Origin of the sequence: Vibrio sp. 10N.261.52.C2, from assembly GCF_041471425.1 — a bacterium.
GTDB classification, from domain to species: domain Bacteria; phylum Pseudomonadota; class Gammaproteobacteria; order Enterobacterales; family Vibrionaceae; genus Vibrio; species Vibrio crassostreae_C.
Window position 1 is genome coordinate 87437 of record NZ_JBFROH010000036.1, and the last position, 25243, is coordinate 112679.

22 protein-coding genes, 4 tRNA genes and 1 other annotated feature are annotated in these 25243 nt (G+C 44.5%); of the genes, 14 read left to right on the top strand and 12 right to left on the bottom strand.

Features of this window, described 5'->3' with window-relative positions; translation table 11 throughout:
• Positions 1-454 precede the first annotated feature (454 nt).
• The 3 genes from AB4307_RS14995 to AB4307_RS15005 all read left to right on the top strand — a co-directional run bounded on the left by AB4307_RS14995 (position 455) and on the right by AB4307_RS15005 (position 3290).
• Positions 455-1414, top strand: coding sequence for a TRAP transporter substrate-binding protein (locus tag AB4307_RS14995; protein WP_372132284.1), 960 nt, complete (start codon positions 455-457; stop codon positions 1412-1414).
• Between the two features lie 67 nt (positions 1415-1481).
• Positions 1482-1961 carry a TRAP transporter small permease gene (locus AB4307_RS15000; RefSeq protein ID WP_004736522.1) on the top strand — a complete coding sequence of 160 codons (480 nt, stop codon included), beginning with the start codon at positions 1482-1484 and terminating at the stop codon, positions 1959-1961.
• A 21-nt stretch (positions 1962-1982) separates the two neighbouring features.
• Complete coding sequence (locus AB4307_RS15005; RefSeq protein WP_010438025.1) at positions 1983-3290, top strand: TRAP transporter large permease; 1308 nt, start codon at positions 1983-1985, stop codon at positions 3288-3290.
• Between the two features lie 102 nt (positions 3291-3392).
• Here AB4307_RS15005 and AB4307_RS15010 read toward each other — a convergent pair whose 3' ends face one another.
• From AB4307_RS15010 to trpL2, 8 genes are all read right to left on the bottom strand, one after another.
• Positions 3393-4712 (bottom strand): dicarboxylate/amino acid:cation symporter, encoded by a 1320-nt coding sequence (locus tag AB4307_RS15010; RefSeq protein ID WP_346393668.1) that lies wholly within the window; start codon positions 4710-4712, stop codon positions 3393-3395.
• 310 nt (positions 4713-5022) lie between these two features.
• Entirely contained in the window at positions 5023-5829 is an 807-nt protein-coding gene (trpA, locus tag AB4307_RS15015; protein ID WP_017069986.1) for a tryptophan synthase subunit alpha, read from the bottom strand.
• Positions 5829-7019 (bottom strand): tryptophan synthase subunit beta, encoded by a 1191-nt coding sequence (trpB, locus tag AB4307_RS15020; protein ID WP_372132287.1) that lies wholly within the window; start codon positions 7017-7019, stop codon positions 5829-5831. Before trpB ends, trpA begins: the two co-directional genes overlap by 1 nt.
• Positions 7020-7150: 131 nt before the next feature.
• Entirely contained in the window at positions 7151-8590 is a 1440-nt protein-coding gene (gene trpCF / locus AB4307_RS15025; RefSeq protein ID WP_017063542.1) for a bifunctional indole-3-glycerol-phosphate synthase TrpC/phosphoribosylanthranilate isomerase TrpF, read from the bottom strand.
• 25 nt (positions 8591-8615) lie between these two features.
• The gene (trpD, locus tag AB4307_RS15030; protein WP_017063543.1) at positions 8616-9611 is read right to left on the bottom strand and encodes an anthranilate phosphoribosyltransferase; all 996 of its coding nucleotides are present in this window, start codon (positions 9609-9611) and stop codon (positions 8616-8618) included.
• A gap of 9 nt (positions 9612-9620) precedes the next feature.
• Entirely contained in the window at positions 9621-10211 is a 591-nt protein-coding gene (locus tag AB4307_RS15035; RefSeq protein ID WP_010438041.1) for an aminodeoxychorismate/anthranilate synthase component II, read from the bottom strand.
• A gap of 2 nt (positions 10212-10213) precedes the next feature.
• On the bottom strand, positions 10214-11821 hold the full coding sequence (locus AB4307_RS15040) for an anthranilate synthase component 1 (protein ID WP_372129631.1): 1608 nt from the start codon (positions 11819-11821) through the stop codon (positions 10214-10216).
• Positions 11822-11946: 125 nt separating this feature from the next.
• Positions 11947-12061: a sequence feature (Trp leader region), on the bottom strand.
• Positions 12008-12133, bottom strand: a complete 126-nt coding sequence (trpL2, locus tag AB4307_RS15045; protein ID WP_372132291.1) for a tryptophan operon leader peptide — start codon at positions 12131-12133, stop codon at positions 12008-12010. Its footprint overlaps the feature before it by 54 nt.
• A 120-nt stretch (positions 12134-12253) precedes the next feature.
• Between trpL2 and rnm the strand changes: the two genes are divergently transcribed.
• The 3 genes from rnm to rluB all read left to right on the top strand — a co-directional run bounded on the left by rnm (position 12254) and on the right by rluB (position 14985).
• Complete coding sequence (gene rnm / locus AB4307_RS15050; RefSeq protein WP_017061496.1) at positions 12254-13108, top strand: RNase RNM; 855 nt, start codon at positions 12254-12256, stop codon at positions 13106-13108.
• Positions 13109-13170: 62 nt separating this feature from the next.
• Complete coding sequence (locus AB4307_RS15055; protein ID WP_009848751.1) at positions 13171-13791, top strand: L-threonylcarbamoyladenylate synthase; 621 nt, start codon at positions 13171-13173, stop codon at positions 13789-13791.
• A 159-nt stretch (positions 13792-13950) separates the two neighbouring features.
• Positions 13951-14985: a 23S rRNA pseudouridine(2605) synthase RluB gene (gene rluB, locus AB4307_RS15060; protein WP_017055112.1), complete on the top strand. Its 1035-nt coding sequence runs from the start codon at positions 13951-13953 to the stop codon at positions 14983-14985.
• 227 nt (positions 14986-15212) lie between these two features.
• Here rluB and AB4307_RS15065 read toward each other — a convergent pair whose 3' ends face one another.
• The 3 genes from AB4307_RS15065 to efpL form a co-directional block, all read right to left on the bottom strand.
• Positions 15213-15695 carry an RNA methyltransferase gene (locus AB4307_RS15065; protein ID WP_017061495.1) on the bottom strand — a complete coding sequence of 161 codons (483 nt, stop codon included), beginning with the start codon at positions 15693-15695 and terminating at the stop codon, positions 15213-15215.
• Positions 15696-15842: 147 nt separating this feature from the next.
• A complete protein-coding gene (locus tag AB4307_RS15070) occupies positions 15843-16172 on the bottom strand; it encodes an HI1450 family dsDNA-mimic protein (RefSeq protein WP_004741258.1) in 330 nt (109 codons plus the stop codon).
• A gap of 10 nt (positions 16173-16182) precedes the next feature.
• Positions 16183-16752: an elongation factor P-like protein EfpL gene (gene efpL, locus AB4307_RS15075; protein WP_017055115.1), complete on the bottom strand. Its 570-nt coding sequence runs from the start codon at positions 16750-16752 to the stop codon at positions 16183-16185.
• Between the two features lie 137 nt (positions 16753-16889).
• Between efpL and AB4307_RS15080 the strand changes: the two genes are divergently transcribed.
• Positions 16890-17657, top strand: a complete 768-nt coding sequence (locus AB4307_RS15080) for a nucleotidyltransferase family protein (RefSeq protein ID WP_017061494.1) — start codon at positions 16890-16892, stop codon at positions 17655-17657.
• Between the two features lie 93 nt (positions 17658-17750).
• Here AB4307_RS15080 and AB4307_RS15085 read toward each other — a convergent pair whose 3' ends face one another.
• Complete coding sequence (locus AB4307_RS15085) at positions 17751-20114, bottom strand: DNA polymerase II (protein ID WP_372132294.1); 2364 nt, start codon at positions 20112-20114, stop codon at positions 17751-17753.
• Positions 20115-20540: 426 nt separating this feature from the next.
• Here AB4307_RS15085 and uvrY point away from each other — a divergent pair, with 426 nt between their 5' ends.
• The 7 genes from uvrY to AB4307_RS15120 all read left to right on the top strand — a co-directional run bounded on the left by uvrY (position 20541) and on the right by AB4307_RS15120 (position 24364).
• Positions 20541-21185, top strand: a complete 645-nt coding sequence (gene uvrY / locus AB4307_RS15090) for a UvrY/SirA/GacA family response regulator transcription factor (RefSeq protein ID WP_004729778.1) — start codon at positions 20541-20543, stop codon at positions 21183-21185.
• A gap of 15 nt (positions 21186-21200) precedes the next feature.
• Entirely contained in the window at positions 21201-23033 is a 1833-nt protein-coding gene (uvrC, locus tag AB4307_RS15095; protein WP_137001114.1) for an excinuclease ABC subunit UvrC, read from the top strand.
• 46 nt (positions 23034-23079) lie between these two features.
• A complete protein-coding gene (gene pgsA, locus AB4307_RS15100) occupies positions 23080-23637 on the top strand; it encodes a CDP-diacylglycerol--glycerol-3-phosphate 3-phosphatidyltransferase (protein ID WP_010438068.1) in 558 nt (185 codons plus the stop codon).
• 266 nt (positions 23638-23903) lie between these two features.
• A tRNA-Cys gene (locus AB4307_RS15105) sits at positions 23904-23977 on the top strand.
• 36 nt (positions 23978-24013) lie between these two features.
• Positions 24014-24089 (top strand) — tRNA-Gly (locus AB4307_RS15110).
• A gap of 80 nt (positions 24090-24169) precedes the next feature.
• A tRNA-Leu gene (locus AB4307_RS15115) sits at positions 24170-24256 on the top strand.
• 32 nt (positions 24257-24288) lie between these two features.
• Positions 24289-24364: transfer RNA gene (locus AB4307_RS15120), tRNA-Gly, on the top strand.
• Positions 24365-25243: the final 879 nt, after the last annotated feature.

Consider the following 25243-nt stretch of genomic DNA (forward strand, 5'->3'; position numbering starts at 1 on the left):
CTAAATTCAGCCGAAAACCTTGCCTTCATCACCTCACAAAGCACTGTTCACGACTCGCGTTTTAGAACGAGGAGACCTTCTTTGTCGTGCTCCATAACTGAATTTAATGTCTTAAAATAGCATAAATATATCGGTAATTTTTTGCTAAGAGATTGTTCTAAAAGCAGTTGAAAGTAATCGGAATTCCCAAAAAATCCGAAGTTAGACTGCTTAATGGTCTAATTAGTCCCAAATATGATTGGTATCACAATCAATTAGGTTCTCAGGCCAATAGATAAACCTTAGTTCACAAAATATACATATAGTATTGTAATACAAAATTCATGGAGGTAAGAATGTTGTAATGAAACGTTACTGCTATGAGCGATGTGCAATAGAACGTTAGATTTCAAACTTAGCTATAGCGTTGCATATAAAAACTGTACCTCTTACAAAATGGATTCTGGAGAAGAACATGAAAAAACACCTACTGACGATTGCAGCGGCTTCAATTCTTATGGCATTTGGCGCTCAAGCAAAAACTTTGACGTTAGGGCATGCAATGTCATTAGAAAGCGCAGCTCACCAAGGCATGGTGATCATGGCTGATAAAGTTAAAGAAAAATCGAATGGTGAACTTACGATTAAGATCTTTCCAAACGGTCAATTAGGCTCTGAACGTGACCAAGCGGAGCAAGTTGTTACTGGCGCGATTGATATGGCCAAAATCAATGGTGGGTTAGCCGAATCTTTTGAACCAACGTTTAAGGTTAATGCATTGCCTTTCTTATTCCGTGACGTTCCACATATGAGAACGTTCATGCGAAGTGAAGCTGCACAAGAGATGTTGCTTTCAAGTGAAGGTAAAGGCTTCATCGGTCTTACATTCTATGACTCAGGCACACGTAGCTTCTACGCTAAAAAAGCCATTAACTCACCGGCTGATCTCGCTGGTATGAAAGTTCGAGTTCCGGGTTCTCCAACCATGATGGAAATGGTTAACCTATTAGGTGGTAAAGCAACGCCTGTACCTTTCAATGAGGTATACACGGCGCTGCAACAAGGCGTAATTGACGGTGCTGAAAATAATATTTCTAGCTTAGTTGAAATGAAACACAGCGAAGTTGCCAAATTTTACTCTATGGACCAGCACATGATGACACCTGACGTGATCATCATTTCAGAATACAAATGGGGTTCATTAACGGCAGAAGAGCAAAAGATCTTAAAAGAAGCTGCTGCTGAGTCTCTTGAAGAGCAGATCAAAATCTGGGATGCAACAGATGACATGAACAAAGAGAAAGGAATGAAAGAAGGTGTCACGTTTGTTGAAGTTGATAAAGCCCCTTTCCGTGCAGCTGTTAAACCTATGATTGATGTGGCGAAAAAAGATCCAAAACTAGCTCCATTCATTGAAAAAATTGAAGCTCTTTAATCAGTCTTAGTGAAAATATAATTTTGCCTTGGCTTTGCTAAGGCAAAATTTTTTGAGGTATCACACCATGTTAGCAACTTTCAGAAACCTACTTGATAGGCTGATTCTTTTTGTCTCTTCTTTTGCACTAATGTTACTTGTCGTTACTGTCACTTGGCAGGTCTTTAGTCGTTATGTTTTGAATGATCCAAGTAACTGGACTGATGAACTTGCTCGTTATGCGATGGTATGGCTTGGCTTATTAGGAGCAAGCTACTTATTCGGTATCAAAGGACACTTAGCAATAACGTTATTGGATGGTTATCTTAAGGGTAAAGCACATATCGCATTACATGTACTCATCAATATCATTTCTGGCGCATTTGTATTTCTAGCAATGCTTCAAGGTGGCATCGCCCTAATGGGAAGAACCACACAACAACTCTCTCCAGCACTGCAATTACCGATGTCGACGGTGTATTCAATATTGCCGATTTCAGCCGTTATTATCCTCATTTATTTGGTCATGAATACGTTTGATCTTTTTTGTGAACCCAACAAAAAATAAGTTTTAAAAGGACTCTATATTATGGATTTGTCCATTGGTGTTTGGCTGCTAGGCCTATTCTTATTCATGATCGCGATAAGCATGCCGATTGCGATTGCAATTGCCATGTCATCTTTAACCATCATGTATTTCATCTTACCGTTTGAAGTCGCCAGTATTACTGCGGGTCAAAAAATCATTACCGGTATTGATAGTTTCAGTTTATTAGCCATCCCTTTCTTTATCCTCGCGGGGAATATAATGAATGTAGGTGGCATCGCGAGTCGACTCATCAACCTTGCAAAGCTCTTGGTTGGTTGGATCCCGGGCTCACTTTTTCACGTGAACATCTTCGCCAATATGATGTTTGGCGCCGTTTCAGGATCAGCCGTTGCAGCAGCAGCTGCGGTTGGTAAAACCTTAGGCCCAGAATTAGAAAAAGATGGTTATGATAAAAACTTAGCAACAGCAGTAAACGTTGCATCTTGCCCGGCAGGCTTATTAATACCGCCGAGTAATTCACTGATCGTATTTTCAGTGGTATCGGGTGGAACATCCGTTGCGGCGTTGTTTATCGCAGGGTATGTCCCAGGTATTCTAATGGGCTTAAGTTGTATGGTCGTCGCCTATTTCATCGCTAAAAAGAAGGGCTACAAAACAAGTGCGAATGACGGCTTCACAACGAAAGATGTGCTGAATATTGTTTGGCAAGCAACACCAAGCTTAGGGCTTATTGTTGTTGTTATTGGCGGTATTATTGGTGGTATATTCACTGCAACAGAAGGGGCATGTATAGCGGTTCTATACTCTTTTATACTGTCACTCTGTTACCGAACCCTCAAATGGGCACACTTTCCGATAATTTGTAGAGAAACGGTTCAGGTTACTGGCATTATGCTGTTCTTGATTGGTGCTTCTACCATTATGTCATGGGCAATGGCGTTTACCGGTCTACCAACCATGATCAGTGATTGGATGCTCTCTATTTCAGACAATCCAATTATCATCTTTATTCTGATGAACCTGATTCTACTGATTGTGGGTATGTTTATGGACCTTACGCCAGCCGTATTGATCTTTACCCCTATCTTTATGCCGATTGCTGAGCATTTAGGCATGCATCCAATTCACTTCGCGATGATGATTATCTTCAACTTATGTATTGGCATTGCAACGCCACCCGTTGGTACGGCGCTATTTGTGGGTTGTAGTGTCAGTGGCTCTAAGATTGAAAACGTTATAAGAAGTATCATGCCGTTTTGTGCCGTATTGATCGTCACACTGTTGGCCATTACTTTTATTCCTGAAATTAGTTTGGCTCTGCCTCGTGCGTTTGGACTCATCAATTAGCCTGACAAGGGTAAGATTTACCGAATCAATATCGATCATTACCTAATAAAAAAACCGCCTCATGAAGGCGGTTTTATTTATCAATCAAACTGAAGCTTAATATTACGCTTGCTGTTTTTGTAGCTCAGCTTCTTTCGCTTCGTCTTCGATTAGAGAATCAACGATGACTGCACATGCTGCATCACCAGTGATGTTTAGAGCAGTACGGATCATGTCGAAGATACGGTCTAGAGCGAACAACAGAGGTAGACCTTCAATAGGGATACCAGCTGCTAGAAGAACCGCAACCACTAGGAAAGAAGGACCTGGAACACCTGCTTGACCAACTGCGCCTAGAGTCGACGTTACGATGATAGCAATGTAAGCACCCATAGACAGGTCGATGTTGAACAGCTGTGCGAAGAAGATAGCAACTAGGCCGTAGTAAATTGCGTTACCAGACATGTTGATCGTCGCACCAAGTGGCAGAACGAATGAAGCCGTAGAGTTACGAACGCCAAGTTCTTTCTCTACCGTTTCCATTGTTACTGGCAGTGTCGCCATTGAAGAGGCTGTTGATAGTGCAACCGCTTGAGGCTTCTTCATTGCCACTAGGAACTTCTTAGCAGAAGTCTTAGTGAAGATTTGAATCATTAGCGGGTAAGCAACAAAGCCGAAGATCAGAATCGCAGCGATGTAGACAACGAACAGTTTGAACACAACCATAAGTGCGCCAAAGCCGAATGTACCCACAGCTTCTGCCATTAGGCCGAATACGCCAAGTGGTGCAATGATCATAACCTTGTTGATCATCCAAACCATAGCGTCAACAATCGCGTTTACGCCATTGATGATAGGGTCACGTTTCTCTTTCGCTTGTTTAGAAATCGCAATACCGAAGAATAAGCAGAAAACTAGAATTTGCAGAATGTTTGCTTCATTCAGTGATTGGAAAACGTTGGTCGGGATCATGCCTGTGATGGTTGCCCAGAACGTTGGAAGTTCACCTTTCGCAGCGTATTCAGAAGAGAACATGCCTTCAACGCCAGAAACATCGATACCACGACCTGGTTCGAATATTTCACCCATTACTAGCGCTAGTGCTACAGCAAGTGCAGACGTTAGTGCAAAGTAACCTAGAGTGGTCACGCCCACTTTACCTGCTGATGAGCTGTTGCCTAGACCAGCAGCACCTGAAATTAGGGCAACCGCGACTAGAGGGATAACCAGCATCTTGATCAAATTGATGAAGATAGCACCCAGTGGAGCGAACATAGTTGCGCTGTCACCCATCATCGCACCGACTAGGGTACCGATGATCATTGCAATAACGACTTGAACGCCGATGTTGCTTAGTAAACTCTTTTCTTTTAACACTTCCATAACCTCTGTGCTACTAAATATAAAAATCCCAGAACTACTCACCAATGTACGATGTACCATTGGATTAATATTTCGCGAGAAGTTTTACACGTATCCTTTACATTTATCAATATGAGCAGAGATGAAAGAACACCAAAAAGCAGTAATTGAATGTCATTTGATGATTTTTCACACCAAAGCAAACGTTTGCTTTTTGATTTGTCATTATTTTTATAAATGGTGGTGATGTTTTGGTGGGGTATTATAGGTGTGCTACAGGTTTGTATGAGGTGTTGTTTTTATCAGAAATTTAACAATTGAGAGGGTTTGGACGTGTTCTCGGAGAAAAACTCCCACAGCGCAAATTATCGCACTAGTGGGAGCCTATTTATTATTTTTGCGTTGCCGCTTTCATTGGCGTAACAAACTCAGCAAGTGCTTTAAGCATTGCTTCTGGTTGTTCAACGTTGTTTTCAATGATTTTCACAACCGCAGAGCCAGAGATAGCACCAGCAGCGCCAGCTTCGATGGCTTCTTTTACTTGCTCAGGAGCAGAGATACCGAAACCAAGCAGTGCTGGTGGCGCATCAAACTTGTTCAAACGGTCAAGTAGGGCAGTCACAGGCATGTTTGCTTTGGTTTCTGCACCCGTTACGCCAGCACGAGAAAGTAGGTAAGTGTAACCACCACCTAGCTCAGAAACCGATTGAAGCGTCTCATCACTTGCTGTTGGTGGAGCAATAAAGATTGGGTGAATACCAAACTTCTTAGCTGCAGCAACAAACTCGCCACTCTCGTTGGTTGGTACATCAGCAATCAATACTGAATCGATACCTGCATTCGCACAACGCTCGTAGAAGTTCTCGATACCACGTGCGTACACCAAGTTTGCGTACATCAGTAGGCCGATTGGCAGATCTGGGTATTTAGCACGAATTTGACCAATAAGATCAAAACACACATCTGGCGTTACTTTTGAATCTAACGCGCGAATATTTGCGCCTTGGATTGTCGGGCCATCTGCAAGCGGATCGGAGAATGGAATACCAAGCTCAAGTGCATCTGCACCCGCTTCAACCAAAGTTTCCATGATCTTAAGCGATTGCTCAGGGTTAGGATCACCAACTGTTACGAATGGTACGAATGCGCCCTGATTCTTTTCAGCTAAGCGAGTGAAGAGTGATTGATAGCGATCCATTATAATGCTCCTTTCTCTTTAAGAATGTCGTGTACAGAGAAAATGTCTTTGTCACCACGGCCAGATAAGTTAACGACTAATAGCTGTTCTTTCTCTGGATCATCGTGAGCCATTTTGATTGCATGAGCCAAAGCATGAGATGACTCTAGCGCTGCGATAATACCTTCTTTACGTGCAATCAATTGGAACGCTTCTAGCGCTTCGTCATCGGTCACGTTGTCGTATTCAGCACGGCCAATGGCATTTAGGTGCGCGTGTTGAGGACCCACTGATGGGAAATCTAGACCCGCAGATACAGAGTAAGACTCTTCTACTTGCCCGTTCTCATCTTGCATCAGTGGTGCTTTCATACCGAAGAAAATACCTGTTTTACCGTGTTTAAGTGGTGCGCCGTGTTGGTCGGTATCAATACCTTTACCAGCAGGCTCTACACCGATTAGGCGTACAGACTCTTCTTCAATGAAATCTGCGAACATACCGATAGCGTTTGAACCACCGCCGACACAAGCGATAACCGCATCAGGAAGGCGACCTTCACGAGCTAGAATTTGGTTCTTCGTTTCTTCACCAATCATGCGTTGGAAATCACGAACAATCGTTGGGAATGGGTGAGGGCCCGCTGCAGTACCCAATAGGTAGTGCGCGTCTTCATAAGTTGCCGACCAGTCACGTAGCGCTTCGTTACATGCATCTTTTAGCGTTGAAGAGCCAGAATGAACAGGGATAACCTCTGCGCCCATTAGCTTCATACGGAACACGTTCGGGCTTTGACGTTCAACGTCTTTTGCACCCATGTATACACGACACTTAAGACCTAGTAGAGCACACGCTAGAGCCGTTGCCACACCGTGTTGGCCTGCCCCAGTTTCAGCGATGATTTCCTGCTTACCCATACGTTTTGCTAGCAATGCCTGACCAAGAACTTGGTTTGTCTTGTGAGCACCGCCGTGAAGTAGATCTTCACGCTTTAGGTACAGTTTGGTTTTTGTACCTTTTGTTAGGTTGCGTGCTAGCGTTAGTGCCGTTGGACGACCAGCGTACTCTTGAAGAAGCGTCATGAATTCGCTGCGGAACTCAGGATCGGCTTGTGCATCGATAAATGCTTGTTCAAGTTGGTCTAGTGCTGGCACTAGGATCTGCGGTACGTATTGACCACCGTATTCACCAAAGTAGGCATCGAGTTTAGCCATTGTGTTATTCCTTCAATTCTACTGATGTGTATTCACACCAAGTCATTTAATCTTGTTTGAGCTTCGCAAAAGGCAAAGCTCACAAATATGTTTTTAGTTTCTGCTTTCTAATTTCTAGCGCCGAGCTTGGACTAGTAATTACGAATCGCAGCAAAAGCACGTTGCAGTTTGTCTGCGTCTTTTTTGCCTGGAGCAGATTCAACACCAGAGTTTAGGTCTAATCCTAAGCAACCCAACTTAGCCGCTTGGTTAGCATTTTCTGGGGTTAGACCACCCGCCAACATGATTGCGCTTTGGTTGTTGATTAGGTTCCAATCGAACACTTGGCCTGTGCCACCAGTTTGAGAACCCACTTTAGTATCTAGCAGGTGACGAGTCACGTTGCTTTCCAGTAATTCTGGTAGCGAGCTCTCAGCATCGGGAGAAACACCGTAAGCTTTCCAAATCTCAACGCTTTCAGGTAGTGACTGTTTTAGCTCATCGACAAACGCTTGAGACTCATCACCGTGCAATTGCACAGCGAACAGGCCTAGCTCAGAAACCGTTTTCGCAACGTCAGTAACGCTGTGGTTTTGGAACACACCCACGTAGTTCAAAGGTGCGCCGCTCATAGTCAAACGAGCCGCTTCGATATCCACATGACGCTTAGATGCTTCAACGAATATCAGACCACCGAATACCGCACCAGCTTGATAAGCCTTTGCTGCATCGTCAGAGTGAGTTAAACCACACACCTTGTTTTCACCCAGTGTTACTTTGCGTACCGCAAGCTCGAGGTTCTTCTCTGCCATTAGAGAGCTACCGATTAGGAAGCCATCTGCAAACGTTGAAAGGTCACGAACTTGTTGATGTGTGTAGATGCCAGACTCTGAAATCACAACTGCGTTTGGAGCCAGTTCGCGAATCAGCGGCGCCAACTCTTTAGTACGGTTCAAATCAGTCGAAAGGTCACGAAGATTACGGTTGTTAATGCCGATCACCTTAGCGTTTAGAGCGACTGCACGGTGAAGCTCTTCTTCGTTGCTGACTTCGGTCAATACACCCATGTTGAGTGAGTGAGCGACTTCCGCCAGCGCTTTGTACTCTTCGTCATCTAATACCGATAGCATTAACAAGATAGCATCAGCTGAGTAATGACGAGCTAGATACACTTGGTAGGTATCAACCATGAAGTCTTTACACAGGATAGGCTGCTTAGCAATGCTGCGAACTTTAGGTAAAAACTCAAAGTCACCTTGGAAGTACTTCTCGTCTGTCAGCACAGAAATCGCGTTTGCGTGGTTGTTGTAAACAGAAGCAATGTAGTCGAGGTCAAACTCGTCACGGATTAAACCTTTTGACGGAGAGGCCTTTTTACATTCAGTGATGAAAACCGTTTGTTCTCCGCTCAGAGCGTCATAAAAGCTGCGGTCTGTTGCAGTTAGTGACGCTTTAAACTCGTCTAATGGTTGAGTCTGCTTACGTGCTTCAACCCATTGGTATTTATCACGAACGATTTTTGCTAATACTTCCGCCATTTCAGCTTCTTTGACTGAAACGTGGGTCGACAGTTTATCGGTAGTCTGTGTCATGTTCTTTGTCTCGATTCGTCGTTCGTTAGGCGTGTGCAGCAAGCTTTTGTACAAGCTCGTATGCTTTGCCAGAGTTCATCGCGTCAATTGCTTGCTGTGCGTTGGCTTTTAGGTCTTCGTGACCAAACAGACGCATCAGTAGAGCAACGTTGACTGCCACTGCGCCAACTTGACCATCAGTGCCTTTACCCGTCAGGATATCGGTTGTGATGGCTTTGTTCTCTTCTGGCTCGCCGCCCTTGATTGCTTCAAGAGGGTGAGTGTTCAAACCAAAGTCTGCTGGTGTCACTGTGTATTCGTGAATTGTGCCATCTTTGATTTCAGCAACCATGGTTTCGCCGTGAATCGCTACTTCATCAAGGCCGCTACCGTGAACAACCGCCGCGCGCTTCATGCCCATTTGCAGCATGGTTTCTGCGATAGGGCGTACCAGCTCTTTGCTGTAAACACCCATTAGCTCGATGTTAGGGCGAGCAGGGTTAATCAGTGGGCCAAGAATATTGAAGATAGTGCGCGTTTTCATTGTTTGACGAACCGGCATCGCGTGACGTACACCAACGTGATATTGCGGAGCAAATAGGAATGCTACGCCAAGTTCATCAACAGCCGTACGTGTGTCTTCAGCTGTCATCGCTAGGTTGATACCGAACGAATCCAGTAGGTCAGAAGAGCCTGATTTGCTCGATACGCTGCGGTTACCGTGCTTCGCGACTTTTAAGCCACACGCTGCGGCAACAAATGCAGAAGTCGTCGAGATATTGATGGTGTTGTGACCGTCGCCACCTGTACCTACGATGTCTGCGAAATCGTAATCAGGGCGCGGGAACGGGTTTGCATTCGCAAGTAGTGCTTTTGCTGCGCCTGCAATTTCATCGGGCGTTTCGCCTTTGATTTTCAGTGCAGTTAGCGCAGAAGCCATCAAGATTGGGTCTAGTTCACCCTTGATGATCACATCAAATAACTGTTGGCTTTCTTCTTGAGTAAGAGACTGCTGTTCGTAAAGTTTATTAATCTGTTCCATGATCGTTTCCTATATCGTCTTTTTCTCAAGAGCCCATTCGATAGCGTTTGCTAGAAGCGTTGCACCGTAGGTCGTCATAATTGATTCAGGGTGGAATTGGAATCCACACACCTTGTCTTGTTCTTGAACCACAGACATCACCAAATCATCGACTTCAGCGGTCACCGTTAGGCTATCAGATACATGCGTTGCCACTAAAGAGTGGTAGCGAGCGATAGCCAATGGCGAAGGTAAGCCTTGGTAAGTCGCATGGTTTTGGTGTTCCATCATCGACACCTTACCATGAATGATTTCGCCAGCGCCTGCAACGGTGCCGCCATAGGCTTCAACAATCGCTTGGTGGCCTAAGCAAATACCAATCATTGGCACTTTACCTTTTAGAAGCTGAATCAGCTCTGGCATACAGCCCGCATCTGCTGGAGCGCCAGGGCCTGGTGAAAGCAGTGCAACAGGGTTGTCTAGTTCGTTGATCGCCGCTTCAACTACTTTTGCAGGAATGTTGTTACGGTAAATTTTTACGCTGTGACCTAATGAACGAAATTGGTCTACAAGGTTGTAAGTGAACGAGTCGAAGTTATCGATGAATACAATATCAGCCATGATTACGACTCCTTCTTATTTGATGAGTGTTGGTTTGTAGCAGAGCTCTTAGTATGAGCTGCTTGAATCGCTGAGATAACCGCTTGTGCCTTGCCGCGAGTTTCATCGGCTTCTGCTTGTGGGTCTGAATCGAATACCACACCAGCGCCAGCTTGTACTTGTGCTACGCCATCTTCAACGTAAGCAGAGCGAATTACGATACAAGTATCTAGAGTCCCTTCACCAGTTAGATAACCGACTGCACCACCGTAGCTACCACGACGCGTTTTTTCTACGTCTCGAATAAGCTGCATTGCGCGGATTTTTGGTGCGCCCGTTAGCGTGCCCATGTTCATACAAGCTTGGTAAGCGTGCAGAGCATCTAAGTCTTCACGGAGCTGACCAACAACACGAGAAACCAAGTGCATTACATGGCTGTAGCGGTCTACTTTCAGTAAGTCTGCTACGTGGCGAGTGCCAGCTTCGGCAATACGTGCCACATCGTTACGCGCTAGGTCAACTAGCATCATGTGCTCGGCGTTTTCTTTCTTGTCGGTACGCAGTTCAAGCTCGATACGGCTGTCTAGGTCGAAATCGATTTGACCGTCAGGGCGCTTACCACGACGACGAGTACCAGCAATCGGGTAGATCTCGATTTGGTTGGTTTCTGTCTCGTATTTCAGCGCGCTTTCTGGAGATGCACCGAACAGAGTAAACAGCTCGTCTTGCATGTAGAACATGTAAGGGCTTGGGTTGCTTTGTTTGAGTTCTTTATAAGCCGCCAGTGGGGCAGGGCAAGGTAGAGTGAAGCGGCGTGAAGGTACCACTTGGAATACATCGCCTTTAACTACGTACTCTTTTAAATCACGAACCGTTTGGCAGAAGTCTTCATCTGAAACGCTAGGTACAGCTTCAACGTTGTCTAACGGCGTTACTTCAGTGATGGCCTTCAGGGACTGACACTGAGTTTGAATGTCGGCTAGACGGTCAGTTAATTGCGCTTTGATGTTGTCATCTTGAGCAAATAAGCTCGCGTGAAGTAGGCCTTCGTTCTCTTGGTGATCGAAACGCAATAGTGTTTCAGCTACATAGAAGACAAAGTCAGGACAATTGTTGGTTGCTTCAGCATCACCTAGTGGCTCAAAGTTTGCCACGATGTCGTAAGCGAATAAGCCCGCCATGAATAATGCGTGTTTGTTATCCGCGTCTTGCTCAAAGCTGTGCTGAACTAAACGTAGAGCATCGAATGAAGAGGCTTCTCTTAAACGTGAGTCTTCGTCTAATTCGTTGCTTGGCTCGATAAAAGTCAGCGTCAAAACGTTATCAGTAAGGTCAGATTTAATTTCTGCTTTCACGTTTTGAGTGAGATGTTCGATAAGCGCTTGACCGTTTTCAGTCAATGCTTGAAAGGTTACTTCATGTCCGCGACATACGATGCGAACAGCAGAGTCGATAAGGAGTAGGCTTGTCAGGTTCTGTTTAGATTCAATCTCGGCAGATTCCAACAAAAGACTATCAGTTTTGTTTTCACACAAAGTATGAAAAACGCTGGTTGGATCTTGCGAGTAAGGAACTGAAGAATTGATGACCTCAATGGTTCCCAGCTTTTTGATTTCAATGGCCTTGTTCACAAGACCTCCTTTATGATTCTTTAAATTTCCTGCCGTACATAGTCGCATAAAGATACCTTTCACCCAATCTAGAATATGGTCAATTCGATGATTTGTTAGTCAGTTGAATGTGAGATGTTCGACAAATTAAAAAGCCCGCTATTAAAGCGGGCTTAGTGATAACTTTTTTATAAACAAACTGTTTAATTAGAAGTACACGTTAGCCCACCAAGAACTTGTCCAAGTGCGCCACCAATTAAGCACTGAACTTGCTTCTACTGAAGAAAGTTCTAAAACTTTATCTTTATGGTTTTGGTTAAATTCTTGTAACATGGTGAACCTATCAAATGTGATACTTCGTATTTGTGTACTAGTTAACTAGTTTTCTGCTTGCGGGTCAAGTGTGTTGACACAAATATAACGATAAAAATTGAAAACAATGAAAAAGAATATATGAGAATTGATCTACATAGTCATACAACAGCCTCAGATGGCCGACTTACTCCACCTGAGCTAATTGACCGAGCGCTTGGCTTTAACATCGAAGCGCTAGCGATTACAGATCATGACACGACTGATGGGCTTGCTGAAGCACGCAGCTATATTGCGGATAACAACCTTCCTATTCAGTTGATAAACGGCATTGAGATTTCGACTGTTTGGCAAAACAAAGATATCCATATTGTTGGGTTAAACGTTGATCCTGAGTCACCAGAACTCAAAGCGCTCATTGAACAACAGAAGCAACACCGTATTGGGCGTGCTGAGATGATCGCTCACCGTCTTGAGAAAGCGACTCGTGAAGGGGTGTTAGAAGAAGTTAAATTGATTGCGGGTGATGCACCAATCACTCGCGCTCACTTTGCTAAGTGGCTAGTCGACAATGGCTATGCGAAAACTATGCAGCAGGTGTTTAAAAAGTTTCTTACTCGTAATAACCCAGGTTATGTGCCGCCAACTTGGTGTTCAATGAGTGATGCTGTCACGGCTATTCATGCTGCTGGTGGACAAGCCGTACTCGCTCACCCTGGGCGATATGGACTTACAGCCAAGTGGGTTAAGCGCCTGCTAGCGGCATTTGTTGAAGCGAAAGGGGATGCGATGGAAGTAGCTCAACCTCAGCAAGCGCAACAAGAAAGACGCACACTCGCGGATTATGCTATACAATACAAACTATTAGCCTCCCAAGGCAGTGATTTCCATTACCCATCTCCGTGGATGGAACTTGGACGCAATCTCTGGCTACCTTCTGGGGTCGAAGAAGTATGGAAAGATTGGGAGTTTCAAACGGTTTCACCATCTGAATAGTCTTTAGGTGAGCCAGCTCCTTCTGATGATAGAGTCGAGAGATTCGATAACGAGGATCAATAATGAGCCAGTTTTTTTATGTACACCCAGATAACCCACAAGCACGCTTAATTACTCAAGCGGTTGCGATTATTCGCAATGGCGGCGTTGTGGTTTATCCAACAGATTCCGGTTATGCGCTGGGCTGTCAGCTTGAAAACAAACAAGCACTTGAACGTATCTGTAAAATTCGTCGCATCGATGACAAGCACAATTTCACCTTGTTATGTCGTGATCTTTCTGAATTATCACTGTATGCACGCGTCGATAACGTGGCTTTCCGTCTACTGAAAGCACATACACCAGGTGCTTACACGTTTATCTTTAAAGCAACCAAAGAAGTGCCAAAGCGTTTGATGAACGCCAAGCGTAAAACGATTGGTATTCGTGTCCCAGACAACAAGATTGCACTCGACCTTTTGGAAGCGATGGGTGAACCATTAATGTCGACGTCTCTGATTCTGCCGGGTAACGAGACTACGGAGTCGGATCCAGAAGAAATTCGTGACAGCCTAGAACATGCGGTTGATGTCATTTTGAATGGCGGTTACTTAGGTGAGCAACCGACAACGGTTATTGACTTCAGTGACGATGATGCCGTGGTTCTACGTCGTGGTGCTGGCGATCCTGCGCCGTTTGAATAATCGCTTTACTGATTAACAGTCTGTAACCATACAGCAAACCTGCCACAGTAAATAACAAGTGCTTTTTGGCAGGTTATTTGCGATAATACGCGACCGCGATTTGGTCGCGAAAAATTCATTCGACGTCTGTGAAGACGACAATTAGGTAGAAAAGAGTAAATGAGCGAAAAATTACAGAAGGTTTTAGCGCGAGCTGGTCACGGTTCTCGTCGTGAACTAGAAGGTTTAATCAAATCTGGTCGTGTAAGTGTTAACGGTCAAGTTGCGAAACTGGGCGAGCGTCTTGAAGACGAGAACTCAGTGATCCGTATCGATGGCCATACTGTTTCAGGCAAGGCTTCTGAAGAAGTGGTTTGTCGTGTACTTGCTTACTACAAACCTGAAGGTGAGCTTTGTACTCGTCACGATCCTGAAGGCCGCCGTACTGTTTTCGATCGTCTACCTAAGATCCGTGGTTCTCGTTGGATTTCAGTTGGTCGTCTTGATGCAAACACATCAGGCCTTTTGCTTTTCACTACTGATGGTGAGCTTGCAAACCGTCTAATGCACCCAAGCCGTCAGGTTGAACGTGAGTACCTAGTACGTGTATTCGGTGAAGTGACTGAGCAGAAAGTTAAAAACGTTACTCGTGGCGTACAACTAGAAGACGGCATGGCTCGTTTTGAAGATGTGGTTTACGCTGGTGGTGAAGGTATGAACCATACTTTCTATGTAGCGATTAACGAAGGTCGTAACCGTGAAGTTCGTCGTCTTTGGGAATCACAAGAAACAACAGTAAGCCGCCTGAAACGTGTACGTTACGGTGATATCTACCTTGATAAGAAACTGCCTCGTGGCGGTTGGAAAGAGCTAGATCTTCAAGAAGTTAACTACTTGCGTGAGCTTGTTGAGCTTAAGCCTGAGAAAGAGACACTGTTGGATCTTGATCCTTCAAACACTTCTCGTAAGCGTGAGCGTTCTCGTAGCCAAAAAATTCGTCGCGCTGTTAAGCGTCACGAAGAGCGTGCAAACGCACCAAAAGGCCGTAGCAACCAAACTAAGCGTAAGAAGCCTGCAACTCGCGGTACTACAACACCTGATTCAGGTCGTAGCGCTCCAGCTGCAAACAAAGGCAAACCTCAGGCTAACAAAAGTAAGCCTAAACTGAACAACGGTCGTCCGGCTAAACCAGCTAAGCCAAGAACACGTCAGTAATTACGTAATTTATTGCGCGTAAAGCTTCATTAGCTAAAAGCACTGAATACTAAAAAACCTGCTCATTGAGCAGTTTTTTTTACGTCTAGAAGAAATAAAAGATTCGGGATGCGAGTAATCGAGTATCGAAAACATACTGCCATAATCGGCAGTAAGCATGCTCTTCGCATCTCTTATCTCGTTTACACGTATCTATAAATCTTTTCGCATCTCGTATCTCGTTCTATTTACTTATGATTCGAGAAGTTATCGCCTTTCGCTAATCGGTCGTAAAGCACTACATTCACTGATGCTGCTAGGTTCATGCAGCCGTTGGTCGGAACGTAAATCGTCTCACGACAGAAATCTGTGATCTCTTTCTTTAGCGTGCCATCTTCTGGGCCAAAAATGTAAAACGCGCGTGGTGGGTGCTTGTAATCAGGTAGAGGCTTAGCACCTTCAATCAGATCAACAGCAACCGGCACGCAGCCTACTGGAATAATATCTTTCAGCTCTTCAACACCAATCAAAGGCAGGGCTAAGTGCTTTTCTTTGGTGTCGGTATGGAATTTTCGCGCATGGTCGTAGCGTGTGCCAGTGTAAAACACAGAGTTGGCGCCGTAGCAGCCAGCTGCTCGCATCACTGAGCCTACGTTTTCTGGCGTCTTTGGGTTAACTAGGCCAATGCAGGCATAGCCTTTTGATTGTGTGTCTGTTTTTGCTTTGGTCATAATCAGTGAATCTAACGTTGATGATGAAAGTGATGAATCACGATGGAAAATAGCGTGATAAAAATAGCCGAGCAATGGGCTCGGCTAACTTTTAACTCGCTTACATGAATACTTGTTTACTCATGCAGATGAGCGTCAACAGCGGTATTAGTCGCGTTTCCACAGCATGTGACAGAACTTATGTTCTGGATCACGGCTGATTAACATGCGAGCAAATACGTCGTCTAGAACGTCATCAGCTTCATTCACAAGACCAATGCGCACTTCAGCGTAGATCTCTTTGTCGACTTCAAAGCCAACATGTTCAACCCAATCATCGCCAGTTTCAACAAGCTCTGCTGCGCCACGATCTTCAAACTGAGCAGTGAAAAGAATCACGTCTGCAGGCTCTAGGTTGTCAGGTGCCATCTCTAGGAAGATGTCGTATGCAGTGTCAATTGCGTCGTCATAAGACATTAGGTCGTTAGCTTCGGTCATAATAAGTATCTTAGCTTGCGCGGTTCATGTATTTACGTTCAGCAGTGTTTACTACTACTTTGTCGCCAGTCGCGATGTATTCAGGTACTTGAATAGTAAGACCTGTAGAAAGACGAGCAGGCTTAGTACGAGCAGACGCTGATGCACCTTTGATTGAAGGATCAGTCTCTTCGATAACTAGTTCAACAGATGTTGGTAGCTCAAGCGTTGCAGCGTTGCCGTCGATAAGGATCGCGTACATGCCTTGAGTTTCTTCGTTGATGAACAGTAGTTCGTCTTCGATAGTCTCACCGTTGAAGATGAATTGTGTGTAATCTTCGTTGTCCATGAAGATGTACTCGTTGCCATCAACGTAAGAGAACATTACTGCACGCTTAGTTACGTCAATAGTTTCAACAATTTCGTCAGCCTTGTGGCGAACTTCAGTTTTAACGCCAGTTGCTACATCGTTACCACGGAAGCGGTAAATCTTTTGGCCGCCACGGCCGCCTGGTGTTGTTACTTCGATATCTTTAACGATCACTGTTTTGCTTTCTACTGTGATAGCAAAACCTTTTTTAATTTCACTTGCTCTAGGCATTTTGTGTTTGTCCTTAGTGGGTCTATCCGCTGATTATATCTCGGAGATGCTATAAATAGGAATAGCTTGAATCATAAAGTCACCTAGGCGATCATAGAGTTATAGTTAAATCATTATTTTATTTACCGAAACGACCTATGCAGCTACCCGTTATTGACCCAACACAGCCTTTTCAACCTGAATTTCAACCTGTGGTTAACGATCTGATTACCTTTCTAAAAGGTGGGTTAGGATCTAATCTGCACAGTATTTATATTTATGGCAGTGTGGCTCGTAAGCAAGCCGTCTTCGGTCGCTCCAATCTAGATGTGGTTGTGGTGACCCATCGACCGTTTCCTGACCAACGAACCACTTTGTTGAACACCATCAAATGGCGTTTCCAAAAGAGCTTCCCGCAGGTAACTCAAGTGGCGATAAAAACTACCTTAGTGAGTGAGATAGTCGATTTCGACAATATCTTCACTTGGGGTTTTATGCTCAAGCATTTAGCCGTGTGTGTGCATGGTGAAGACTTATCAGACTGCTATGGTGATTTTGAAACAAGTTGGGAAATCGCTAAGCACTGGAATATGGATGCGGAAAACTGGTTGGCGGTGTATCGCAACAAGATCGCAAGAGCGACAACGCCAGAACAACAAGTCGCTGCGCAGGTGATTATTGCCAAGAAGCTTCTACGGGCGAGTTACTCACTGGTGATGTACCGCGATAAATATTGGTACGATGATCCTGTTGAATGTGGCCAACAGTTCTTGAAGTATCACCCAGATCGAGAAGTCGAAATCCAAAGGTTGGGCATTTTACTTTCTGGTCGACCAATCCCTAAACGTTCGGTGATCGGTATTCTTGATGGCTTTGGTGAGTGGTTGATTAAGCAGTATCAGAAAACCGAGTTCAGAATCGGATAGAGATTTATAACCGATCCATTGATACTAAAAAGCAGAGTGTGCTGAAGAACATATCTCTGCTTTTTTCGTTTTAAGAGCATATTGAATATAGTGCTAGAACAAACCCAACTGCTGCCCACTAACTCTTTCAAAGTCTAAACCGATGAAGGGCAGTATTGCCTCTGCGACCGGTTTAATCTGCTTGTCGATATAGTGCTGATAATCGATACCACTCTTTAAATACTCCTTGGGCTCAGGGCCACTCAGAGTAATCAAATACTCAATGCGTCCTTTATTTTGGTATTGAAGAGGGCGCCCTAACTGAGCATTGATCTCATCGGCCATACGAGCTGCGCGAACCTGCGGCGGAATGTTCTTTTGGTATTCATGTAATTTGCGGCGTAAGCGCTTTTGATACACCAATAAATCATCATGTTTGCCAGCAGAGGTTTCATCAACAAACTGTCTGACGTAGTCGGTTGGATCTTGATCGTGAAACACCATCTCATACAAGGTTTGTTGGAATTGCTGTGCGAGAGGTGTCCAATCGGTGCGTGCACTCTCAAGCCCTTTAAATATGATCTTTTCTTTATCGCCTTGAGTGATTAATCCGGCATAACGTTTCTTCGAGCCGGTTTCTGAACCTCTAATGGTCGGCATTAGAAACTTGCGATAGTGAGTCTCGTATTCCAATTCGAGTATTGAGGCTAGGTTGTGGGTCTCTTTTAAGTGATTCGTCCACCAATCGTTGATGTAAGCGACCAGTGTGTTCCCGATCTCGTCTGCTTTTTGCTGATCATAACTGCCGTTCAGAGACACGAAGGTTGAATCGGTATCGCCGTAAATCACTTGATAGCCTTTGTCTTCGATCAGAACCTTGGTTTGCTTCATGATCTCATGTCCACGCATGGTAATTGAAGACGCTAACCGGGTATCGAAGAAACGACAACCAGACGAACCTAACACACCATAGAATGAGTTCATGATGATCTTAATCGCCTGAGAGAACGCTTTCTCGTTGTTCTTCTTCGCCACATCACGTGCAGCCCAAAGGTTTTCGATCATCTCGGGCAAGAAGTGTTTAGAGCGGTGGAATTGCCCACCTCGAAAGCCATCAACGGCTTGGTTTTCTGCTGGGCCTAGTTCAAGCTTCAACCCTTCAATTAGTCCCATAGGGTCAATCAGAAACGAGCGAATGATCGATGGATACAGGCTCTTAAAATCGAGTACCAAAACCGAGTCGTACAGATTGGGAATTGAATCCATCACATAACCGCCGGGGCTCGCAATCCAATTCTCTGGCTCTAAGTTCGGTGCGACATAACCCGCTCTGTGGATTTGAGGCAGATATAAGTTAGTAAAGGCCGCAACAGAGCCACCAACGCGATCCAGCTCAACACCGGTTAATCGAGAGCGCTCAATCGCGAAGTCGAGTAGGTGAGTGTGCTCGAAGATGCTGTTTACCAGTACGCAGTCTTGAAGGTTGTACTTAGCGAGTGAGGGTTTATCGAACTTAAACATTCGGTTTATCTCATCCATACGGTCATGAACGTTATGGATGTCTTTGCCTTCCCCAAGCAGCTCTTGCGATACCGACTCAAGAGACCAAGAACGGAAGTGGTAGGTCGCTGTCTTGAGCATATCAATACCATCCAAGACAACGCGCCCCGGAATCGTGATAAAACCTTGCTGATTTTGAGCAGAACTGCGGAAAAAGCTCGGTTGGTTGTCTCTGCCGATGTTGAGCTTCACTTCGTTCCATTCTGAACGTTTGTGCAGCAGCCTAAAATCGAAGTCGATAACATTCCAGCCAATGATGATGTCAGGATCAAATTCAGAGAACCAAGCTATCATGGCTTCAAGTAGCGCTTTCTCGTTGGCAACCCATTGGATATTGGTTTCAGCTTGTTGTGCTTCGCCGACCATGATTACTCGGCTGTCCATCGGGCTGTCTAGGCCAATTGAATAAAGCACGCCTTTTTCCGAACACTCAATATCAAGCGAGACCACAGATAGACTGGGTAAGTAATCACCTGCTCGGCATTTTGCGTTTGAGACTCGACGATGCTGATTTTTTTGCACAGCAGATCCGGTGAACTCAATACTTCCCTTGATAAAACGTTCCATCAAGAATCGATCGGCGAGTCGAATATCGCTTTCAAAGGTTTGGATTTCTTCGTTGTGAAAGGCTTGCGCTAAACCAAAGCTGCTTCTCGACAGTGAGGTGTAACACGCGGCGAGAGGTGTTTGCTCGAATGTGGCTAATTCTAGAGGCTTAAATTGGCAATCGATCGACTCTTTCGCTGCGATTGCCTGACATGCCTCAACGTCAGATTGAGCGACAAAAAATACCGGTTTTTCATTTTGAATCGTCAGCAGAGTAGGGCCTTGAGGGGTGCTTAACCACAAGTCGATTTGTGTGCGCCCTGAAAAATCTCTTGCTTGTCTTGTGAGTACAAAGCCTTGCTGAATATCCAATGTAGTAACCTATTGAAATGGGGAATCGAATACTACCATCTAGCGACCCTCTGCGCACAACAGGCAGTAAAAATACTAACTAAATTCTAGTTAGTAGAGGCGAATAACGGGACTCTATAAGCAAATAAGTGAAATTGTCGCGAATGGTTATTCAATGGTATTGAAAATATCTTTATCTTATGTAATTTTATTGGGTGTTGTTTTAACTGGTTGATTTTTAGAAAAAGCTTGTTGTTTTAGTTAGCTTATTTGTTAATAAGTACTTGCTAAAGTTCGTGTTTCAGCACATATTCAACAGAGCTTTTTTTTAGTAATTAAGTTAAGATGTACTCAATGCTGCGATCCACTGTTCCTTTGTTCAATTGTTTCAAACAGATGAAACGACACAGTGGTTGCAGAGCCAATTAATAGTGTGGAGATACAAGTTTGATAAATGTTTTCCTTGTAGATGATCACGAGCTGGTTCGCACAGGGATACGACGTATTATTGAAGACGTCCGTGGAATGAACGTAGCAGGGGAAGCTGAAAGCGGTGAAGATGCTGCAAAATGGTGTCGTACTAACAATACTGACGTTATTTTGATGGATATGAATATGCCTGGTATTGGTGGCTTAGAAGCAACCAAGAAGATCTTGCGTTTCAACCCTGATGTTAAAATCATCGTTTTAACTGTTCATACGGAAAATCCGTTTCCAACTAAAGTGATGCAAGCTGGAGCTGCTGGTTACCTTACTAAAGGGGCAGGTCCGGACGAAATGGTAAATGCAATTCGAGTGGTTAATAGTGGCCAACGATACATTTCACCAGAAATTGCGCAGCAGATGGCTTTGAGCCAATTCTCGCCTGCGTCTGAAAATCCATTCGCAGACTTATCTGAACGTGAACTTCAAATCATGATGATGATTACCAAAGGTCAGAAAGTGACGGATATTTCAGAACAACTCAATCTAAGTCCTAAAACAGTCAACAGTTACCGCTACCGCTTGTTCAGTAAGCTGGATATCAGTGGCGATGTAGAGCTGACGCATTTAGCGATTAGACATGGAATGTTAGACACTGAGACCCTTTAACACTGAGATCGTATAGTGACCAACTTGTTTGACTCAGTCTCATTCCTCAAGACAGTAACAGAGCAGCCCGGCGTTTATCGAATGTATAACGCCGAGGCTGTCGTTATTTACGTCGGTAAAGCTAAGAACCTCAAAAAACGCCTTTCCAGTTATTTCCGTAAAAAAGTCGACAGTGAAAAAACACGCGCTCTAGTCAGTAATATTGACAAGATCGATGTCACTGTAACGCACACGGAAACAGAAGCGCTCATTCTTGAGCACAACTACATCAAGCAGTACTTGCCTAAATACAACGTACTTTTGCGTGATGATAAGTCGTACCCTTATATTTTTATTAGCGGTCACAAGCATCCTCGTTTGTCGATGCACCGTGGTGCTAAGAAGAAAAAGGGCGAATACTTTGGTCCTTACCCTGATTCCGGCGCTGTGCGTGAGACGTTACACCTAATCCAAAAGATTTTCCCTGCCCGCCAGTGTGAAGATACGGTTTATGCCAACCGAACCCGCCCGTGTTTGATGTATCAGATTGGTCGTTGTGCCGCGCCTTGTGTCAGCTCAATCATCTCTGATGAAGAGTACAGTGAACTTATCGATTATGTTCGTCTATTCCTGCAAGGGAAAGATAAGCTAGTCCTCGAGACGCTCATCGACAAAATGGACACAGCAAGCCGTGAGCTTCGCTTTGAGCAAGCTGCCGCTTTCCGTGACCAAATCCAAGCGATTCGACGCGTGCAAGAACAACAATACGTATCTGACGATTCAATGGAAGATATGGACGTGTTGGGCTTTGCTCAAGAGAATGGCGTAGCGTGTATTCATATCTTGATGATTCGCCAAGGTAAAGTCTTAGGTAGCCGAAGCCACTTTCCTAAGATTCCAAACAATACGGTACGCGAAGAGGTTTTTTCGAGCTTTTTAAGCCAGTATTACTTAGCGCATAATGAAGCGAGAACCATTCCAACCCGTTTGATTCTCAATGCCGATCTAATGGAAGACGTCACACCGATTCAAGCAGCCTTGTGTGAAGTGGCGGGTCGTAAGATTCACTTCAATACCAACCCTTCTGGTACCCGAGGTCGTTACCTTAAATTGTCTAATACCAATGCATTGACGGCTATTACCACCAAGATTAATCACAAGATGACGATTAATCAGCGCTTCAAAGAGCTCCAAGAAGTGCTGTCGATGGATGCTATCAAGCGCATGGAATGTTTTGATATCAGTCATACCATGGGTGAAAGCACGATTTCGTCGTGTGTGGTGTTCAATCAAGAAGGCCCGGTTAAACCAGAGTACCGTCGTTACAACATCACCGGCATTACAGGTGGCGATGATTATGCAGCGATGGCTCAGGCGCTTGAGAGACGTTATTCGAAGCAACTCGATGTCGACAAGATCCCAGACATCATCTTTATCGATGGTGGTAAAGGTCAGCTAAACCGCGCTCATGAGATCATTTCTCAATATTGGGGTGATTGGCCGTTTAGACCAAGAATGATGGGTATTGCGAAAGGCGTGACGCGTAAACCGGGTTTAGAAACTTTGGTAACCCTTGAAGGTGAAGAGTTTAATTTACCTAGCGATGCACCAGCGCTGCATCTTATCCAGCACATTCGTGATGAGAGCCATAATCATGCGATTGCAGGGCACAGGGCGAAACGTGGTAAAACGCGCAGAACCAGTGCTTTGGAAGGAATTGAAGGGGTAGGACCTAAACGTCGTCAAGCTTTGCTGAAATATATGGGTGGCTTACAAGAACTTAAGCGTGCAACTGTCGAAGAAATAGCCAAAGTGCCGGGCATTAGTCATTCTTTGGCAGAAAACATTTATCAAGCATTGAAACAATAGTAAAAATCCCGCACCATTAAAGCGCAATTAATAAGAGCCCAATAATATGCGTTTGAATATACCTAACATTTTGTCCTTACTGAGACTATTTTTGATCCCAGTATTCGTTGTCGTTTTTTACCTACCTTATCAATGGGCTCCTTTTGCTGCAGCGATGGTTTTTTGGGTAGCGGGTTTTACAGATTGGCTAGATGGCATGCTAGCTCGTAAACTTGGACAAACTTCTCGTTTCGGCGCATTCATTGATCCTGTAGCCGACAAAGTACTGGTTGCTACGGCTCTTATCTTGATTACTGAGCATTTCCACTCGATTTGGATAACTATTCCAGCAGTGACTATGATTGCTCGTGAGATCATCATTTCAGCGCTTCGTGAATGGATGGCTGAAATCGGTAAACGCGCAAGTGTTGCGGTATCTTGGGTTGGTAAAGTCAAAACGGTTTCTCAGATGTTCGCTCTTTGGGTACTTATCTGGAGATACGACGACTGGATGGTGTGGGTAGGTTACATTGCACTGTATGTCGCCACCGTTCTTACTTATTGGTCAATGGCACAATACTTGATGGCTGCCAAAGACGATTTGTTAGACGAAAAACATCATTGATGAAGAAGCGAGCTGAGGCTCGCTTTTTTGATCTTTAACCTAAGGTTAAGTTATCAATAGTGGATATCTAATGTGATATAGATCTCATTTGAATAACCCGCTCACAGTGTGTTTTGAACATAAAGTCAGCTATTTGGCCTGTTTCGTATGAAATCTATTCAAACGAATTAAAAATACAAAAATAATATTGACTCAATCGTCTGAATCCGTAGAATGCATCCCGTACCCAAGAGGATGGCAATGAGCGATTCGATTGGAGTTACTAAGGCGCCTTGGCAGAGTGGCTATGCAGCGGATTGCAAATCCGTGGACCTCGGTTCGACTCCGGGAGGCGCCTCCATTCTCTCTTTCTTCTAGAAAGAATTTGAATGAAAATGCGATACTAGCTCAGTTGGTAGAGCGCAACCTTGCCAAGGTTGAGGTCATCGGTTCGAACCCGATGTATCGCTCCAAATTTTGTAATGTTGATTGGCGTCAGCATTAAGATGGTGTTTTACTTTTCAGTAATCGGCATCGCAATAAAGAATTGCGTGCCCTGGTGGTGGAATTGGTAGACACAAGGGATTTAAAATCCCTCGGCGTTCGCGCTGTGCCGGTTCAAGTCCGGCCCGGGGCACCATCTATTAAAGTCTTTATCTCGATAAAGCAAATGCGATACTAGCTCAGTTGGTAGAGCGCAACCTTGCCAAGGTTGAGGTCATCGGTTCGAACCCGATGTATCGCTCCAATTTAAGAAGCCCGAACAGAAATGTTCGGGCTTTTTGGTTTCTGACGTTTAGCTTTTACGTTTAAGAACTCTTCTTGTTCGAATCCGCACTCAACATTTATTTCTATCTCTGTTTCAAATTTTGCAATCAAGTTAGTTTTTAAAAGCGAGATTCCCTATGAACTTGTTCCTCGTGCTAGGGAATGACGGAAAGACGCCATGACCTAAAAGCTTCTCTAGCAACGTTTATAACCCCACGTCGTCATCCTCGGGTATGAGGAACGAATGAACCGGGGATCTCTTTCCCAAACGATAGTGTGACGATATTTACAGCAATTACTTAGCCACCGCTGCTATTTATCAAGCTATTACTAAAAACTATTGATCGTTCATTTCACTTTATGTTACTTTCCCGCGCAATCTCGGAATGAAAATGTTCAAGAAGAGCAACGATTGCTTCTGGGGGATACGCGTAGTGACCATTCTTGCTGATTGGGACATTACGTAGGGTAGGTATTGGCTAGTCCTTTAGCTGATAGACGGGATACTTATGGCGCAGTTCGTCATGTTAATGGGAAACCCAACATTGAACACACTAATTACAACATTGCTAATCAGCTCTGCATTTCCAAAGGGACCAGCTCCTCATAGCTGCCCGATCCTGCAAAAATGTCCAATTCTTCAAAACAGTAGCATTACTGAACCTTGAGCTCACGCTAACAATTTATCGCTGTCTTAAGACGGCTTAATTTCGTATTCGTCATTTGACTTATGCGAGCGTACAGCTATATCTCATTTCTAGACAATACGTGTACTTCACTATGAACTCTCTCCAAATTTAACGAGAGTTGGTGGGTAATTGCGTCTGATGGAGGTGAGTATGAACACATTCAAGGGGAC